The organism is Rathayibacter sp. RFBD1 (genome assembly GCF_002932915.1).
GTDB lineage: Bacteria > Actinomycetota > Actinomycetes > Actinomycetales > Microbacteriaceae > Rathayibacter.
This window is the reverse complement of sequence record NZ_PSWQ01000010.1, coordinates 1-16,250: the sequence shown is the minus strand read 5'-3', so window position 1 is coordinate 16,250 and position 16,250 is coordinate 1. Positions and strand designations below refer to the sequence as shown.

Genomic DNA, 16,250 nt, shown 5'->3' with positions numbered 1-16,250 from the left:
CGCCCGCCCCCGACCTCAGGACACCGTGAACCCTCAGGACACCGCGAAAGCCCCCGCCTTCCCCTGGATCGGCCTGCTCACGCTCGCCGGCGCCGTCTTCGTCTCCGTGACGAGCGAGTTCCTCCCGACCGGGCTCATCCCCGACATGTCGCGCGACCTCGGGGTGAGCATCTCGCTCACCGGCCAGCTCGTCACGATCTTCGCCGCGACCGTCGTCGTCGCGACGACTCCGCTGACCCTGGTGACCCAGCGCTTCTCGCGCAAGAGCCTCCTCCTCGTGGCGCTGTGCACCATCGCGGTCGCCAACGTCCTCGCCGCGCTCGCCCCCACCTTCGGGCTGCTCATCGGCGCGCGCATCCTCGGCGGGCTCGCCCACGGCCTCTTCTGGGCGATCGTCGCCGCCTACTCCGCGCACCTCGTCGCTCCGGAGCAGCTCGGCCGGGCGACCGCGATCACGGCGGGCGGCGGATCCGCGGCCTTCGTCCTCGGCGTCCCCCTGGGCACGGCGCTCGGGCACGCGTTCGGCTGGCGGCCCACCTTCGCGATCCTCGGCGGCGTCGTGCTCGTGCTCGCGCTGATCGTGGTGAAGTTCCTGCCCGCGGTCGACCACCACATCCCGCTGCGGACCGGCGAGATCCGCCTGCCGGCGCGGAAGGACCGGACGCTCCCCCGCATCATCGGCGTCTGCGTCGTCATCCTGCTGGTGCTGATCGGCCAGAACACCCTCTCGACCTACATCACGCCCTGGCTCGAGAACGCCTCCTTCGCCCCCGACACGGTGCCGCTCGTGCTCTTCGCGTTCGGCGGCGCAGGGGCGGTCGGACTCGTCCTGGCCGGCTTCGCGACAGACCGGTTCCCCCGCTCGGGCTTCGTCGTCGCCGCGATCGCGGTCGTGCTGGCGCTCGCGGGCCTGGCCGTCGCCGCGGGCACCGGCGCCGCCACGGCCGTGGTCGTCGCCGCGGTGATCTGGAACATCGCGTTCGGCGGCATTCCGGCGATGCTGCAGACCCGGATGCTGCGCACTTCCTCCTTCCAGCTGCGGAGCCTCGCCGCGGCGCTCCAGACGACGGCCTTCAACATCGGCATCGGCGGCGGCGCGGTCGTCGGCGGACTGGCGATCGACGCGAGCGGGCTCGACGTGCTGCCGTGGGTCGCGATCGTCATCGTCGCTGTGGGGCTCGTCGTCAGCCTGATCGTCGACGCCCGGGCGACGGCGGCGGTGCGGGCGGAGGCGGTCCCTACTCGCTGATCCTGTTCACAACGGAGGTAGAACGTGCTCCGGCGCGCGCCGATCCGCGTGTTCACGCTCGAGCTGGAACGTTCTTCCTCCGTTGTGAGCACGGCGACCCTCCTCCGCCGCGAACACAGCGGCGTTCCTCCGGCGCGAGAACGACGGCCTTCCTCCGTTCCGTCACGGCGACGTTCCTGCGTCGTGAACGGCGGCCTGCCTCCGGCGCGAACACGGGGATGTCGTCCGCACGGCCGACGCAGCGGCGCGGGGAGCAGGGGATACGGTCGAGGGATGAGAGACGGAACCCGATGAGCCCGAGCACCCTCGAGCCGCCGCTGACCCTCCCCTACTACGGGGCTCCGCCGATGGCGGCGCTCCGCCGCTTCTTCGGCAACTACCTCCGCTTCCGCGGGAGGGCGAGCCGGGCCGAGTACTGGTGGATCATCCTCCTCGGCAGCATCCTCACGGGGCTGCTGCAGCTGGCCGACGGCGGTCCGTGGCGCCTCGACTTCACGCTGACGCCGTACCCGAGCGGCGCGCCGTTCCAGACCTTCTGGGTGTCGCTCGCCGCGGGCGCGGTCGCCCTGGCGACGTTCCTCCCATCGCTCTCGCTGATCTGGCGGCGACTGCACGACGTGAACCGCAGCGGGCTGTGGATCCTCGCGATCCTCGTGCCGATCGCCGGCTACGTGTTCCTGCTGATCCTGTTCGTGCTGCCGCCGCGGCCGGAGGGCGCGCGGTTCGACTGAGCGGCGGACGCGTCGGCGGTGGGGTGCCGGACCCGGTCGCCGAGTCGGCAGCCGGCTGCCAGGCCGGCACCTCGGCAGTCAGGTCGACGAGCCGGTCGCCAAGCCCGCCCCCTACGCGCACCAGTCGCGCGAGCGCCCGTTGACACTGCGCGCGGTGTCGCCGGTGCCGAGGTCGACGAGCACGGTCGAGGTCGCGCTGAAGCCCGGCTCGCCCGGGTAGTCGTCCGGCCGGCCCTCGACCGAGACGGTCTCGACGGCGAGGTACTGCCCGTTCGGCGAGAGGCAGACGCCGCGGATGCGCCCCGTCGGCGAGGTGCGGAACACCTCCGAGGTGCCCGACGCGTCGACGCGGACGACGGAGTACTGGGTCGCGCCCGTCTCCGGCGCGTACTCGGCCTCGAGCTCGACGTAGCTCCCGGAGTCGAGGAGCAGGATCTGCACGGGCGACGCGGTCGCGCTCACGTCGGCCGGCGGGAGGGCGAGCGTCTCGACCGAGCCGTCGGCCAGGTCGATCAGCGAGCCCGACTCCGGATCGGCGACCACGAGCCGGTTCGCGCCGGGCACGAATCCGCGCAGCTCCGCGTGCTGCCCGAGCGGGCTGATCGAGCCGGGCGTCAGCAGGTCGAGCAGGAGCACCGTGTCGTCGAGCGAGTGGGTGACGACGGAGGTGGTGCCGGGCACGAACATCCAGTCGCGCGCCCGCAGCGGCCCGCCGTCTATCCCGAGCACGGGGACCGCCTCGGCCTTCTGGTCGGTGAGGTCGTAGGAGTAGAGGGCGCGGTCGAGCGGGCCCGACGGCGCCTGCCCGGTGAAGGTCCAGCCGAGCACGCCCTTCTCGGGCGAGGAGTGCAGCTCGCGCACGGTCCCGGGGCCGGGGAGCGGGATCACGCCCTCGGAGCCGGTGTCGAGCGTGACCGTGCGGAGGAGGTTCGTCTCGTCCGGCTCGATGGTCACGACGACCAGCACCGGGCCGACGACGGCGTAGTCCTGGATCCGGTCGGCCGTGACGAGGACCCGGGCGTCGCCTCCGGAGAGCGGGCGGACGCGGACGGCGTCGGGCTGCGAGGGGTCGTCGGCGGTGCGATCGAGGGTGAAGAGGTCGGGGTCCTTCGTGGTGAAGGAGGCGGAGACGTCGGCGGCCGAGCCTGTCGCGGCGCTGCGGGCGTCGTCGATCCCGATCTCGTAGCGGGTGGCGTAACGGAGGGTATCGGTGAACGTGACGGTGAGCACGCCGCCGTCGAGCTCGGCGGTGTGCGGGGCGTCCGGAGCGACGCGGACGCGGTCGAGCGCATCCGGCTCGAGAGCCTGGTCGAGGTGCAGGCGGGCGCGGGAGCCGTCGCGCTCGACCACGCCGTCGGTGCTGACCTCGAGGGAGGCGACCCGGGGCCCCTTCGCGACGGTGGCGGCGGTCAGGCCTCCGACTGCGAGGACGAGCACCGCGACGACCGCCCAGAACAGGCGGGGGAAGCGGGAGGCGCCTGCGGAGTCGAGGCCGGGAGCCCGCCGCGCGCCGCCTTCGGACCGTCGCCCGCTCTGCGCCGACGTGCCGCGCTCGGGAGACGCGCCGTCCTCCGGAGACGCGCCGCGCTCAGGAGTCGCGCCGCGCTCAGTAGACATACGGCATCGCCGGCTCGTCGATCGGAGTGAGCGCCTCCGGCTCCAGCACGACCGCCTCGGCGCTGGTGACGCTCGGGTTCGCGCCGAAGCCCCCGCTCGCCTCCAGCCACTGCCCCTCGGACCAGGTGTCGGCCCAGCCGGCCTGGTAGACCGGCACGCCCACCGGCTGGGCGTCCACCGCGCAGCAGGTGACGACGAAGCGGGCGATGTAGAAGACGTTCTCGGGGTCGGAGGCGTCGGGGGTCACGAATCCGCTCACCGCGGCCGTGCGGCCGGCGAGGAACTGCTCGCTCGCGCCCTGGCGCAGCAGGGTCGCCCAGTCGCGCACGCTGAACGAGGCGGTGTCGCCGGTGGGCGCAGCGGCGGTCACGGAGGCGTCGACGGCGCTGGTGTTGACCTCGCGCTGCGTCGCGGTCGAGGCGGTGAGGGCGGCCGGCGGGAGCACGAGCAGGGCGACGGCGGCGGAGGCGATCACCGCGACTCCGGCTGCTACCGCGACCACCCGGCGCCAGGGGCGGGCGGGCGCGGGGGCGTGGAGGTGCTCGACGTCGTCATCGTGCGCGTGCGCGTCCTCCTCCGCGCCCGGCACGACCGCGAACGCCGCGATCAGCAGCACTCCGGCGATCACCGCGAGCACCACCGAGAACTCGAAGTAGCGGGGGTGGATGTAGAGGCCGAGTCGGCCGGTCGCCGCGAGCCACAGGGTCGAGACGACGCCGATCAGGCTGAGGACGACGCCCTTCCAGCGGGCGAGGAGGCGCTCAGAGCGCATAGTTCACCGCCAGTCCCAGCACGGCCGCGGCGAGGGCGACCAGCACGGTGACGCGCACCAGCGTCGCGGCCGAGAACGTGGTGCGGAGCAGCGCGAGCATCTTGACGTCGATCATCGGGCCGAAGACGAGGAACGCGATGATGCCTCCCGGCAGGAACGTGGAGCCGAACGAGAGCACGAAGAACGCGTCGACGTTCGAGCAGATCGAGATGACGAAGGCGAGCACCATCAGCGCCAGCACCGACCAGAGCGGGTCGCCGCCGAGCGTGGTCAGCACGTCGCGCGAGACGCCGACCTGGATCAGCCCCGCGATGGCGGCGCCGACGAACAGCGCCGGCATCATCGCCCCGGTCTCCTCGGCGAACAGCAGCACGCTGCGCCGGGAGCGGTCGCGGAGGGAGCGGGAGGGCCGCTCGCCCGCCTCGCAGGCCGCGCGGAAGCGGTCGGTGAGCAGGCTCATCGGCTCGGAGTGGCGGCTGAAGATCCAGCCGACGAGGTTCGCGATCGCGAAGCCGCCGACGATGCGCCAGACGAGGATCCCGTCGGCCCAGCCGAAGGCCTGGTAGGTCGTGACGATGGTGATCGGATTCACGATCGGCGCGGCCAGGAGGAACGTCATCGACTCCGACACCGAGAGGCCCTTGACGATCAGCCCGCGCGCGAGCGGCACGTTGCCGCACTCGCAGACCGGGAGGAGCACGCCGAGCAGCGAGATCACGAGGCGCCGCGGGAGCGCCCGCTTCGGCAGGATCCTCAGCAGCACGGCCTCGGGCACCCACAGCTGCACCGCGATCGAGAGGACGATGCCGAGGAACACGAACGGCAGGGACTCGATGACGACGCTGATCGAGAGGGTGAGGAAGTCGCGCACCGCGTCCGAGACGGCGTCGCCCGCCGCGTCCGGGGCGAGCAGGCGCGTCGCCACGAGGACGGCGACCAGGGCGAGCCCGAGGAGCGGCCCGCGCCGCGACCGCCGGGCGCCCGGGGACGCGCGGGTCGGGGCGGCGGGCGCGGATTCGGGGGACATCCCGACCCATCGTAGGCGGGGGCCCTGCGCGGGCCGGCGCGGGGCGCGGGCGCGGGGCCGCCGGGCGTCGCCCGGGGCGCACGAGAACACGGAAGTGGCCGTACGGGAGCGCGAGTACCGCGACTTCTGCGTGCTCGCGGTGTCGGCCGAGCCCGACCTGGCGAGGTCCGGCCGACCGCGAGTGTCCGATGGTCGTCGCGCTCGCGCTCGAGTGCGACGACTTCTGGACACTCGATGCGAGTGCGCGCGCCGAGGGTCGCGGGAGGCGGTCGCGGCACTCGCGCAGAAGCCCTCCGGGTGCAGGATGAGCGCATGCCCGCCTCCCCCGCGCACCCCCTCCGCGTGCGGATGCAGCCGCGCGCGATCGACGAGGCGCACCGCGTCTCGAGTCCGCTCGAGCTGCTCGTCGACCTGACCTTCGTCGTCGCGATCGCGCAGATCGCCCAGCAGCTCGCCCACGCGACCGAGGAGGGGCACCTCGCCGAGGGGCTCCTCCCCTTCGGCATGGTGTTCTTCGCGATCTGGTGGGCGTGGATGAACTTCACCTGGTTCGCCTCCGGCTACGACACCGACGACGTGCCCTACCGGCTGCTGACCCTCGCCCAGATGGGCGGCGTCCTCGTGCTCGCGGCCGGCGTCCCGGCCGGCTTCGAGGAGGGCGACTACCGGGCGATCACCATCGGCTACGCGATCATGCGGTTCGCGCTGGTGAGCCAGTGGATCCGCGTCGCCGTGTCCACTCCGGAGCACCGCACCTCCGCCGTGCGCAACGCCGTCGGCTTCTCGATCGTGCAGGTCGACTGGCTGCTGCGGCTGCTCCTGCCCGAGGAGGTCGGAGTGGTGAGCTTCCTGCTCCTGGTCGTCTGCGAGCTGGCGGTGCCCCTCTGGGCGCAGCGGGCGGGGGACGCGAACTGGCATCCGCACCACGTCGCCGAGCGGTACGGGCTGTTCACGATCATCCTGCTCGGCGAGGGCGTCCTCGCGGCGGTGATGGGCGTGCAGCGCGCGGTGACGGAGGCGGGCGTCAGCACCTCGCTCGTGCTGGTCGCGGCCTGCGGGCTGGTGATCGTGTTCGCGCTGTGGTGGCTGTCGTTCTCGCATCCCTCCGGCGAGCTGCTGGAGCGGCGGCGCGGCCTCTCCTACCGCTGGGGCTACGCGCACTTCGCGGCGTTCGCGGCCCTCGCGGCGCTGGGATCCGGGCTGGAGGCGGCCGTCGCCGCGACCGCGGGCCACCTCGAGGCGTCCGACACGGTGATCGGCGCGGCCGTCGCGGTCCCGGTCGCGGTCTTCGTCCTGACCCTGTGGGCGGTGCACGCGCCGCTCGGCGAGCACCAGCCGATGCCCGCGCGCCTGGCGCTCCCCGGTGTCGCGCTGGCGCTCGCGACTCCGCTCGTGGCGGGACTGCTCGGCGTGGGCGGGGTGCTGGTCGCGCTGGCCGCGGTGTCGGCGGGGCTGGTCGCCGCGGTGGTGGGGCGCGGGCGCACCGCGGAGTGACGGGGTCGGCGGGCGAGGCGCGGAGCCGTCGCGAGAGGCGCGTCCGTCACCTCGAGACACAGCCCTCGTCGACGAGACGCCGGCCTGGCGGCGGTGTCCCGGCGGGAGCGGGAGGCCTCGACGACCGCACCGCGGCAGCGGCTACCCCCGGCGCGGCAGCGGCTCCGGGCGGCGGGGCACCCAGCAGCGGACGCGCGAGCGGTAGCGCTCGAAGTCGGCGCCGAAGCGGACGGCGAGGTCCGCCTCCTCCAGCGGGCGCACGGCCTGGTTCCAGACGACGGCGCCGAGGAGCGCGTACAGCACGACCAGCCACGACGAGAGCAGCAGCCCGACCGCCGCTCCCTGCACGATGCCGGCGACCGCCATCGGATTGCGGACCCAGCGGTAGGGGCCGGCGATCACCAGCCGGTTGGTCATCGCGATCGGCAGCGGCGTGCCGTCGCCGAGGAGCGACATCGTGAGCCCCGACCAGATCCCGAGCGCGCTCGCCGCGACCAGCAGTAGGACGCCGACGCCGACGACCGCGGGCGGTGCCGCTCCGAGGCTCACGCCCCAGCGCTCCTCCAGCGCGGCGATCACCAGCGGGACGACGACCAGCGCGCCTCCCCAGAACACCGCGATCTGCCCGAGGGTCGCGGCGAGGTGCGAGCCGGGCCGGCGGCCCGCGGTCGCGACGCGGAAGGAGAAGGGACCGGAGGCGATCCAGCGCGTGGGCACCCGGCCGAGCAGGAGCAGGCACGCCGCGACGACGGAGCCGCCCGCCGCGGCGAGCATCGCGACGACGCCCCAGCCCGCCTCCCCCGTCAGGGTGGCCCAGACGGCCAGGGCGACCGCGACGAGGAGCGTCCAGGCCGTCGCGGTGACGGCCGCCCAGCGGATCCCGGCGGCGGCGAGAGCGGAGGCGCCGACGAACAGCGGGAGGTCGAGAGCCGCGACAGGGACGGGATCGAGGCTGCCGAGCGTCGCGATCCGCACGGCGGGGACGAGCGCCACGGCGACCCACCAGGCCGCTCCGCCGAGCGCCTGCACGGCGAAGTAGAGGCGTCCCCAGGGCATGGCTGCACGGTACTTCATAGCTGAACCCAAGGAACGACCCAGGGCGTTGACGGGCTCAGCGCCCTAGGCTCGGAACCAGTTCCCGCCGCCTCCACGAGAAGCGGCCCACCACGACGCCAAGGACGACGCCGATGAACCGCACGACCGTGATCACCGCACTCGCCTGCGGGCTCCTCCTCACCGCCGCCGCAGCCACTCCCGCTGTCGCCGCGACCTCGGACACCGCCGGGGACTCCACCCGCTCCGTCGACGAGTTCGGCGTTCTCGCCGCGACCGACGGCGACACGCTGCTGATCAACGGGCGCGCCTTCCTCCTCGAGTAGGCCCTCCCCGCCGCGCGCGGTCGCGAGGACGCCACTCGCGACGCCGGCCTCCTGACCCGCCGTCGCGTCGACGTCGACGCCACCCCGTCCGGCGTTCCCGCCGGCCGTCATCGAGACCACCGACGCCGACTTCCTGCCCCTGTTCCCGCCGGCCGTCACCGGGACCACCGACGCCGACCGCCGATGCCGCGCCCCGATGGCCGGTGGGCGAAGCCTCGAGCCGGGCGACCCCGGATCGTCATCCACCCCCACTAGGGTGACGCTACTCATGCCCGGTCCTCCGGCCGTGGACCGGATCCGACACGGATCCCGCGAGGGGTGCCGCCCGGCAGTCGTCTCGCCCGTTCGCGGACCGCCCTCCCCGGGAAGGCTCCGCCTCCCCGCGGCTGGAGTCAGCATGGAGTCCCCCTTCCCCCTCGCGCACCGGCGATCCGGCACCACCGTCGGACTGCTGTCGACCTTCCCGCCCACGCGGTGCGGGCTCGCGACCTTCACCGAGGCCCTCGGCGGAGCACTGGCCGACGACCACGGCGCCGGCATCCGCACCGTCCGCGTGATGGACGAGCTCGCGGTGCCCGGATCGACGCCCGGCACGAGCGTCGAGGCCGAGCTCGTCGCAGGAGACCCGGCGAGCACCGCCCGCGCGGCCGCCGAGCTCGACTCCTGCGACGCCGCGATCATCCAGCACGAGTACGGCATCTACGGCGGACCCGACGGCGACGAGGTGATCGCGCTGATGGAGCGGCTCGCCGTGCCCGTGATCGTGGTCCTGCACACGGTGCTGGAGACGCCGACCCCCTCGCAGCGCCTCGTGCTGGAGCGGGTCGCCTCCCTCGCCGACGCGGTCGTGGTGATGACGGCCGTTGCGGCCGAGATCCTCGAGCGCCGCTACGACGTGGACGCCTCGCGCGTCGTCGTCATCGCGCACGGCGTCCCCGTCTGGAACGCGGCCGCCCGCCCCGCCGCCGCCGCGGATCCGCAGATCATCACCTGGGGCCTGATCGGCCCGGGCAAGGGCATCGAGTGGGGGATCCGCGCGATGGCCGACCTGCGCGACGCCGGCGTCTCCGCCCACTACACCGTCTACGGGCAGACGCACCCCAAGGTCGTCGCGCACGCCGGCGAGGCCTACCGGGAGTCGCTGGCCGACCTGATCGCCGAGCTGCGGCTCGAGGACCGGGTCGTGCTCGACGGCCGCTATTTGGATCCCTCCCAGCTCGCCGCGGCGGTCGCCGACGCCGACGCCGTCCTGCTGCCCTACGACTCCCGCAACCAGGTCACCTCGGGCGTGCTCGTGGAGGCGCTGGCCGCCGGACGACGGATCGTCGCGACGGAGTTCCCCCACGCTCTCGAGCTGCTCGGGAACGGCCGCGGCCGCACGGTCGCGCACGAGGACCCCGCCGCGATGGCCGCTGCGCTGCGCGAGGTGCTCGCCGGCTCCGCCCCCGCAGCCGCTCCGGCCGCCCTCTCCTGGCCCGCGGCCGCCGGCCTCTACCTCGATCTCGTCGAGCGCCTCCGCATCGAGCACGCGGCGTGACCGCGGGGCCCGCCCTCGCGACGGCACTCCCCTACGAGCACCTCGACGCCCTCACCGACGACCGCGGACTGCACGAGCACGCGCTGCTCGACGCACCCCGGCCCGAGCACGGCTACTGCGTCGACGACGTCTCGCGCGCCCTGATCGTGGTGGCGCAGGAGCCGGAGCAGACGTTCCGGACCCGACGCCTCACGGAGCAGTACCTCCGCTTCCTCGAGGCGGCCGCCGAGCCGGACGGCACCGTGCACAACCGGCTGTCGCCCGACGGCGAGTGGGCCGACGCCTCCTCGCTCGGCGACTGGTGGGGCCGCAGCGTCTGGGCCGCGGGGGTCGTCGCCGCGCACGCCGAGCTGCCGCTGACCCGCCGCCGCGCGATGCGGCTCTTCCTCCACCTCGCGGAGGAGCGCTCGCCGGACCTGCGCGCCATGACGTTCGCGGTGCTCGGCGCGGTCGAGGTCGTCGCCGTCCGCCCGCACTCGCTGGTCGCGGTCCAGCTGCTGCACGACGCCGCGCCGATGCTCCTCTCCTGCACGGACCAGGCCTGGCCCTGGCCGGAGGGGCGCCTGCGCTACGCCAACGGCTGCGTCCCCGAGGCGCTCCTGGCGGCCGGCGAGGCGCTGCAGGATCCGCCGCTGCTCGCGCGCGGGTTCGCCGCCCTCGCCTTCCTGCTGGGCCTCGAATCGCGCGACGGCCGCCTCTCGGTGACGGGCGTGGCCGGCCGCGGGCCGGACGAGCTCGGAGTGCTCTTCGACCAGCAGCCGATCGAGGTCGCCGCCATCGCCGCCGCGTGCGCCCGCGCCCTGACGCTCGACGAGGATCCGCTCTGGCGCGAGGGCCTCGCCTCCTGCTGGGCCTGGTTCCACGGGGTCAACGACTCCGCGACCGTGATGGTCGATCCGCTCTCCGGCGCCGGGTACGACGGGCTGGAGCCGCAGGGGCGCAACGAGAACCGAGGCGCGGAGTCGACGATCGCCGCCCTGCACACCTCGCTCGTCGTGCGGCGGGCCGGCCTGCAGCCGACGCGGCCGAGCGTCCCGGCGGCCCCCGCGGCCGTCGCCGCCCGATGACCGCAGGACCCGGGGACCCGGCGGCCGGGCTGCGGATCGCGATGCTCGCCCCGATCGCATGGCGCACGCCGCCGCGCCACTACGGGCCGTGGGAGCAGGTCGCGAGCCTCCTGACCGAGGGGCTGGTCCGCCGCGGAGTCGACGTGACGCTCTTCGCGACCGGCGACTCCCTGACGACGGCCGCGCTCGAGTCGGTCGCTCCGACGGGCTACGCCGAGTCGGGCCGCGACGGCCGCGTCTGGGAGGCGCTGCACATCGCGGCGGTCCTCGACCGCGCCGGCGAGTTCGACCTGGTGCACAACCACCTCGACTGGCTGCCGCTCGCCCTCGCGGCGCAGTGGCCCGTGCCACTCGTGACGACGGTGCACGGCTTCTCGGGGCCCGAGATCCTGCCCGCCTACCGCGAGGCGCTGCGGCATCCCCGCACCGCGCACCTGGTGTCGATCTCGGACAGCGACCGCTCCCCCGAGCTCGACTACGCGGCCACGGTGCACCACGGGATCGACGTGGACGGCTTCCCCGCCGGATCCGGAGGAGAGGACCTCGTGATCCTCGGCCGGATCCACCCCGACAAGGGCACGGCGGAGGCGATCCGGATCGCCGCCGCGGCCGGGCGCCGCCTCCTCATCTGCGGCATCGTCCAGGACGAGCGCTACTGGCGCGAGGAGGTCGAGCCGCTCGTCGACGGGACGCGCGTCGTCTACCGCGGCTCGGTCGGGCCGGAGGAGCGTGCCCTCGTGCTCGGCGGGGCGCTCGCGCTCCTGCATCCGATCGGCTTCGACGAGCCGTTCGGCCTCTCCGTCGTCGAGGCGATGGCGTGCGGGACGCCGGTGATCGCGTACCGCCGCGGATCCATGGCCGAGATCATCGACGAGGGCGTCACCGGGTTCGCGGTGGGCTCCGCGGCGGAGGCGGTCGCCGCGGTCGAACGGGTCGGACTCCTCGACCGCGCGTCCGTCCGGGAGACGGCGCGCCGCCGCTTCGCCGTGGACCGGATGGTCGACGAGTACCTGGCGGTGTACGCGGGAGTGCTGGGGCGCTGACGCCGGCGGGGTCGCGGTGGCGACCGGCCTCGCGTCGGGCTCGGATCCTCCGGGCCGTCGTCAGACGACGCGACCGTCGCGGAGGGTGAGGACGCGGTCGGCGCGATCGGCGAGGGCCGGGTCGTGGGTCGCGACGACGGCGGCCGTGGGGCCCGAGCGGACGGCGGCGGCGAGCAGATCGATCACGCGGGCCGCGGTGGCACTGTCGAGCTGGGCGGTCGGCTCGTCGGCGACGAGCAGCCGCGGGCGGCCGACGAGCGCCCGGGCGATCGCGACGCGCTGGCGCTGCCCGCCGGAGAGCTGGTCGGGGCGCTGATCGCCGTGCTCGTCGAGCGCCACGGCGGCGAGCGCCGCGGTGACCCGCTCGTCCCGCTCGGACGGGTCGGTGCCGACCAGGCGCAGCGGCATCTCGACGTTCTCGCGCGCCGTCAGGTCCTCGAGCAGCGCGAAGTCCTGGAAGACGATGCCGAGACCGCCGCGCCGCAGCTCCGAGAGCCGCCGCTCATCGAGGTCCGCGACGGCGGCGCCGTCGACGAGCACCCGTCCGCTCGTGGGCCGGTCCACCGTGGCGAGCATCGACAGGAGCGTGGTCTTGCCCGCTCCGGACGCGCCGAGCACCACGACCAGCTTCCCCGCGGCGACCGAGAGCGAGACTCCCGCGCAGCCGACGACGTCGCCCGCCGGAGTCCGGAAGACGCGGTGGAGGTCGAGGGCCTCGAGGACGGCGGTCACGACGCGTCCTCCGCGGGGAGGGAGTGCCGGCCGCGGCGCCGCGGCGATTCGGTAGGCCGGGGCGGGTCGGCGGGCGGGACCGGGTCGGCGCGCGGGAGCTCCTCCGCGCGCGCCGCCGCCTCCCCCGACTCCACGCGGATGTGGTCCGGCTCGAGCCCGAGCCGCACCCGGTCGCGGAGCCCCAGGGCGCCGGTGAACTCCTCCGGCAGCTGGAGCCGGCCGAAGCGGTCGAGCACCGCGAACTCCTCCGCCGCGTGCTGCGCGTCGACGCTCCGCTGGTCCGCCGAGAGGCGTCGCAGCGTCTCGGTCGAGGTGCGGCCGTCGCGGATGCGGACGGTGCGGCCGACGTGGTCCGACACTCCCGCATCGTGGGTGACGATCACCGTCGTGACGCCGCGCTCGCGGTTGATCCCGCGCAGCGCCTCCAGCACGTCGACCGTCGCGGCCTCGTCGAGCTCCCCGGTCGGCTCGTCGGTGAGCAGCACATCCGGCTCGTTCACGAGGGCCACCGCGATCGCGGCCCGCTGCTGCTGCCCGCCCGAGAGCGCGCCCGGGCGCCGGTCGCGGACGTCGCCGAGCCCGAGCAGGCCGACCATCTCGTCGACCCGCGCCGCCCGCTCCCTCCGCGGCGTGCGGGCGACGGCGGCGACCACCGAGATGTTGTCCTCGATCGAGAGGTAGGGCAGGAGGTTCCGCGCGGTCTGCTGCCAGACGAAGCCGACCGTGCGGCGCCGGAAGTCGACGCGCTCCCGCTCGGTGAGGGTGAGCACGTCGCGGCCGGCCACCTCGACACGGCCCGCGGTCGGGGTGTCGAGGCCCGAGAGGATGCCGAGGAGGGTCGACTTGCCCGATCCGGAGGCGCCGACGATCGCGAGCAGCTCGCCCCGCTCGACGACGAGATCGAGGCCCTGGAGCGCCTGCACCTCGACCCCGGCGGTGGTGAAGATGCGCACGAGGCCCGAGCAGAGCACGGCGGGTGGGGTCATCGGAGGGGTCCTCTCGGAGGAGCGAGCGCGGAGGCGAGCACGGTGACGGCGGCAGCCAGGAGGAAGGCCGCGAGGGTGACGAGGGTCGCGGCCGGATCGATCCGCACGGCGGGCGATCCGGAGACGAGCAGCGGGACGAGCGCGACGGGCAGGAGGAGTCCGGAAGCGACTCCGGTGAGGGTGCCGATCACCGCGGGAGGTGCGGCGGTCGCGACGTCAAGCAGGGCGATCCGGGAGCGCGGCATCCCGAGCGCGGCGAGCGCGGCGGCCCGGCGGCGGCGGGCTCCCGCGGAGGCGAGGCCGGCGAGGAGGAGCGCGGCCGACGCGGATGCGACTCCGCCCGCCACCGCGGCGACGAGGGCGGTCTGCTCGGCCGCGAGCCGCGGGCTGTCGAGGCGCTCGGCGGCGACGCCCGCAGAGGTCTCCACGTCGGCGTCCGGTCCGAGGAGGGTGCGCACGGCGTCCGCCGCCGAGGGGTCGTGGAGGCGCACGAGCACCACGGCGGCCGTTCCGGGCTGCACCCGCAGCTCGCGCGCGGCGGCCTCGTCGACGAGGAGCCAGGTCGTGGCCGACGTCAGCGGAGAGGCGTCGTCGGCGGTGGCCACGACGTCGAGGTCGCGGCCACGCAGAGTCACTCCCGCGTCGCCGATCGTCGCCGCGGCGGAGCGCGAGGCGATCACCGGGACGCTCCCGTCCGCCTCCGCCGCAGCGAAGCCGTCGGGGATCGCGAGGCGGCCGACGAGGCCCTCCTGCACGCGCTGGAGCGCCGCCGTGTCGACCACGACGAGGCGCATCGGCTCCCGGGAGGCGCCGACTCCGACGGTCACGGGGTCGTCGATGCCGACCGACGCCACCGCGGCGACCCCCGGCAGCGCCCGCAGCTCGTCCGCCCGGGCGGCGGTCACCGAGGCGCCCCGCACCGACAGGTCCGCGCCGACGTCGACCACTGCCCGGTCGGACACGTCGGCGCGGACGGTGGTCAGCAGCACGCCCGAGAACAGCGCGATCGCCAGAGCGCCCGCGATCGCGACCACGACGAGCGCCCCGTCGCTCCGCGAGGACGCGAGGAGCAGGAGCGGCCCGGTGCCGCGCCGCGCGCGCCGCCTCGCCGCCGGCAGCAGAGCGGGCAGGAGGCGGGCGGCCGCGACAGCGACGGTCAGCGCGACCAGCCCCGGGGCGAGCACGCCCGCCAGCGGCAGCGGCGGCTCCTGCACCACGGCCAGCACGGCGGCGACCGCCACCAGCAGGAGGAGCGCCTCGGCGAGGAGCCGGAGGAGCGGCAGCCGGTCGGTCCGCCGATCGATCGCCGAGTGGTGCGCGAGCGCCGCCGCACCCGCCGAGACGAGCACCAGGGCACCGGCGGTCGCCACGGCCCAGCCCGGGACGACCACGGTGCCGACGAGCAGGAGCGAGAGGAGCACCCCGACCACTCCTCCCGCTATGACGCCGACGAGCGAGGCGCTGCCCGCCTCGCCGGCCAGCGCGAGCCTCCGCCTCGTCGTCGAGGCTCCACGCGCCTCGAGCAGCGCCAGACCCGGCGCCCGCGAGCGCGCGAGCAGCGTCAGCACGAGCGCGAGCACGACGGCACCGCCGACGGCCGGGCCGCTGGCGGCGGTCCAGACGGACCCGTCGCTCCGCGTCTGCGCCGCGACCGCGTCGTCGAGCAGCCGCGGCAGCCGGCCGACGAAGGAGTAGGCCGGGACACCGCCGCCCTCGACCCGCTGCTCGCGGCTGCTGAAGGTCCGCGCCTGCTGGGCGAGCAGTTCGGCGTCGGCGCTCTCGACCCGGTCGACGCGCGTCGAGTACCAGGCGAGCGTCCGCGCGACGATCGGCAGGCCCGCGAGCCGGGGCAGCGAGGCCGGATCGACGAAGCCCGTGCCGAGGACGACGGTGCCGCCCGCGCCCGCCGCCACGACGGCCGGGCGCACCGCGTCGGTGATGTGCGTCCACACCGCGGCGTCCTCGTCGGTCGCGCTCACCGTGCCGGTGAGCTCGATCTCGACGGAGCCGCCCGGCGGAAGGGCGAGCAGCCGCCGCTCGCCGACCGGCCACTCCATCGCGGCGGCCACCTCCGTGTCGAGTGCGATCGGGATGCGGAGGCGCGGCTCGCCGTCCTCGTCGAGCGACCCGTCGCGCGCGGGCGGGCCCGGGAGCACCCCCTCGACCGGTCGGACATCGGTGGTCAGATCGGGATCGGCGGCCAGGGCGAGCTGGGAGGCGCGCACCGGATCGCCGGAGATCAGGGGTCCGACGGGCGCCGACTCCAGAACCACCGCCTCCCCCGGATCGGCGAGCACCGAGGCGAGCGGCTGCGGCTGCGCGTCGCGGAGGGCGCGGAGCGACGCGTCGAAGCGGCCCCACACCGCGTCGACGCCGCCAGGGAGGGTGCCGTCGCCGGGGCCGGGTGTGACGCCGCCGAGCGCCTGCGCGGTCAGGTCGAGACTCGGGACGCCGGCCTCGTCGAGGTCGCCCCGGAGAGCCGCCGTCGCCGAGGCGGCCGCGAGGGCGGGCACGAGGACGAGGGCGGCCGCGACCAGGAGGCCGAGGACGGCGAGGGAGAGGGCCATCGCGGGCGCGGCGAGGGCGGCGCGGAGGGTGTGGGCGGGGGTGCCGGCG

Annotated in this window: 14 protein-coding genes; 7 read left to right on the top strand and 7 right to left on the bottom strand. The window is 75.1% G+C overall.

The genetic code is table 11. The features are described 5' to 3' along the window. Both C5D50_RS05380 and C5D50_RS05375 read left to right on the top strand, forming a co-directional pair. Positions 1-1,249 (top strand): MFS transporter (locus C5D50_RS05380; protein WP_219815126.1); only part of this gene is annotated, 1,249 nt, incomplete at its 5' end. Positions 1,250-1,539: 290 nt separating this feature from the next. Beyond that, positions 1,540-1,980: a DUF805 domain-containing protein gene (locus C5D50_RS05375; RefSeq protein ID WP_181137302.1), complete on the top strand. Its 441-nt coding sequence runs from the start codon at positions 1,540-1,542 to the stop codon at positions 1,978-1,980. Positions 1,981-2,091: 111 nt separating this feature from the next. Here the strand turns inward: C5D50_RS05375 and C5D50_RS05370 are convergent, their stop codons facing one another. From C5D50_RS05370 to C5D50_RS05360, 3 genes are read right to left on the bottom strand one after another with little or no spacing between them, the layout of a single operon-like run. After that, complete coding sequence (locus C5D50_RS05370) at positions 2,092-3,597, bottom strand: hypothetical protein (protein WP_104288944.1); 1,506 nt, start codon at positions 3,595-3,597, stop codon at positions 2,092-2,094. Next, a complete protein-coding gene (locus C5D50_RS05365; protein WP_104282969.1) occupies positions 3,587-4,369 on the bottom strand; it encodes a TIGR03943 family putative permease subunit in 783 nt (260 codons plus the stop codon). The genes C5D50_RS05370 and C5D50_RS05365 overlap by 11 nt, the downstream gene beginning before the upstream one ends. Further along, complete coding sequence (locus C5D50_RS05360) at positions 4,359-5,396, bottom strand: permease (protein WP_104282968.1); 1,038 nt, start codon at positions 5,394-5,396, stop codon at positions 4,359-4,361. The genes C5D50_RS05365 and C5D50_RS05360 overlap by 11 nt, the downstream gene beginning before the upstream one ends. A gap of 312 nt (positions 5,397-5,708) precedes the next feature. Between C5D50_RS05360 and C5D50_RS05355 the strand changes: the two genes are divergently transcribed. Continuing rightward, positions 5,709-6,890 carry a low temperature requirement protein A gene (locus C5D50_RS05355; RefSeq protein WP_219814694.1) on the top strand — a complete coding sequence of 394 codons (1,182 nt, stop codon included), beginning with the start codon at positions 5,709-5,711 and terminating at the stop codon, positions 6,888-6,890. 141 nt (positions 6,891-7,031) lie between these two features. On the opposite strand, the gene C5D50_RS05350 is transcribed toward C5D50_RS05355, so the two are convergent. After that, positions 7,032-7,946 (bottom strand): isoprenylcysteine carboxylmethyltransferase family protein, encoded by a 915-nt coding sequence (locus tag C5D50_RS05350; protein ID WP_104282967.1) that lies wholly within the window; start codon positions 7,944-7,946, stop codon positions 7,032-7,034. 131 nt (positions 7,947-8,077) lie between these two features. Between C5D50_RS05350 and C5D50_RS05345 the strand changes: the two genes are divergently transcribed. The 4 genes from C5D50_RS05345 to C5D50_RS05330 all read left to right on the top strand — a co-directional run bounded on the left by C5D50_RS05345 (position 8,078) and on the right by C5D50_RS05330 (position 11,916). Continuing rightward, positions 8,078-8,269, top strand: coding sequence for a hypothetical protein (locus C5D50_RS05345; RefSeq protein WP_104223384.1), 192 nt, complete (start codon positions 8,078-8,080; stop codon positions 8,267-8,269). A gap of 397 nt (positions 8,270-8,666) precedes the next feature. Next, positions 8,667-9,806 carry a glycosyltransferase gene (locus C5D50_RS05340; protein ID WP_104282966.1) on the top strand — a complete coding sequence of 380 codons (1,140 nt, stop codon included), beginning with the start codon at positions 8,667-8,669 and terminating at the stop codon, positions 9,804-9,806. Beyond that, the gene (locus C5D50_RS05335) at positions 9,803-10,873 is read left to right on the top strand and encodes a glycosyltransferase (RefSeq protein ID WP_181137301.1); all 1,071 of its coding nucleotides are present in this window, start codon (positions 9,803-9,805) and stop codon (positions 10,871-10,873) included. Before C5D50_RS05340 ends, C5D50_RS05335 begins: the two co-directional genes overlap by 4 nt. Beyond that, entirely contained in the window at positions 10,870-11,916 is a 1,047-nt protein-coding gene (locus C5D50_RS05330) for a glycosyltransferase family 4 protein (protein ID WP_258069562.1), read from the top strand. Before C5D50_RS05335 ends, C5D50_RS05330 begins: the two co-directional genes overlap by 4 nt. Positions 11,917-11,976: 60 nt before the next feature. Here the strand turns inward: C5D50_RS05330 and C5D50_RS05325 are convergent, their stop codons facing one another. The 3 genes from C5D50_RS05325 to C5D50_RS16535 form a co-directional block, all read right to left on the bottom strand. Then, on the bottom strand, positions 11,977-12,648 hold the full coding sequence (locus tag C5D50_RS05325) for an ABC transporter ATP-binding protein (RefSeq protein ID WP_219814693.1): 672 nt from the start codon (positions 12,646-12,648) through the stop codon (positions 11,977-11,979). Continuing rightward, positions 12,645-13,634: an ABC transporter ATP-binding protein gene (locus tag C5D50_RS05320; RefSeq protein WP_104282964.1), complete on the bottom strand. Its 990-nt coding sequence runs from the start codon at positions 13,632-13,634 to the stop codon at positions 12,645-12,647. Before C5D50_RS05320 ends, C5D50_RS05325 begins: the two co-directional genes overlap by 4 nt. After that, on the bottom strand, positions 13,631-16,250 hold a 2,620-nt coding region (locus C5D50_RS16535), incomplete at its 5' end, for a hypothetical protein (RefSeq protein WP_181137300.1). The genes C5D50_RS05320 and C5D50_RS16535, both read right to left, overlap by 4 nt.

What these genes read in the sequence shown, in the direction of transcription:
- C5D50_RS05355 (WP_219814694.1), top strand. Translation starts at nt 5,709, where the DNA reads ATGCCCGCCTCCCCCGCGCACCCCCTCCGCGTGCGGATGCAGCCGCGC.
- C5D50_RS05330 (WP_258069562.1), top strand. Translation starts at nt 10,870, where the DNA reads ATGACCGCAGGACCCGGGGACCCGGCGGCCGGGCTGCGGATCGCGATG.
- C5D50_RS05350 (WP_104282967.1), bottom strand. Translation starts at nt 7,946, where the DNA reads ATGCCCTGGGGACGCCTCTACTTCGCCGTGCAGGCGCTCGGCGGAGCG.
- C5D50_RS05375 (WP_181137302.1), top strand. Translation starts at nt 1,540, where the DNA reads ATGAGCCCGAGCACCCTCGAGCCGCCGCTGACCCTCCCCTACTACGGG.
- C5D50_RS05365 (WP_104282969.1), bottom strand. Translation starts at nt 4,369, where the DNA reads ATGCGCTCTGAGCGCCTCCTCGCCCGCTGGAAGGGCGTCGTCCTCAGC.
- C5D50_RS05340 (WP_104282966.1), top strand. Translation starts at nt 8,667, where the DNA reads ATGGAGTCCCCCTTCCCCCTCGCGCACCGGCGATCCGGCACCACCGTC.
- C5D50_RS05345 (WP_104223384.1), top strand. Translation starts at nt 8,078, where the DNA reads ATGAACCGCACGACCGTGATCACCGCACTCGCCTGCGGGCTCCTCCTC.
- C5D50_RS05360 (WP_104282968.1), bottom strand. Translation starts at nt 5,396, where the DNA reads ATGTCCCCCGAATCCGCGCCCGCCGCCCCGACCCGCGCGTCCCCGGGC.
- C5D50_RS05370 (WP_104288944.1), bottom strand. Translation starts at nt 3,597, where the DNA reads ATGTCTACTGAGCGCGGCGCGACTCCTGAGCGCGGCGCGTCTCCGGAG.
- C5D50_RS05320 (WP_104282964.1), bottom strand. Translation starts at nt 13,634, where the DNA reads ATGACCCCACCCGCCGTGCTCTGCTCGGGCCTCGTGCGCATCTTCACC.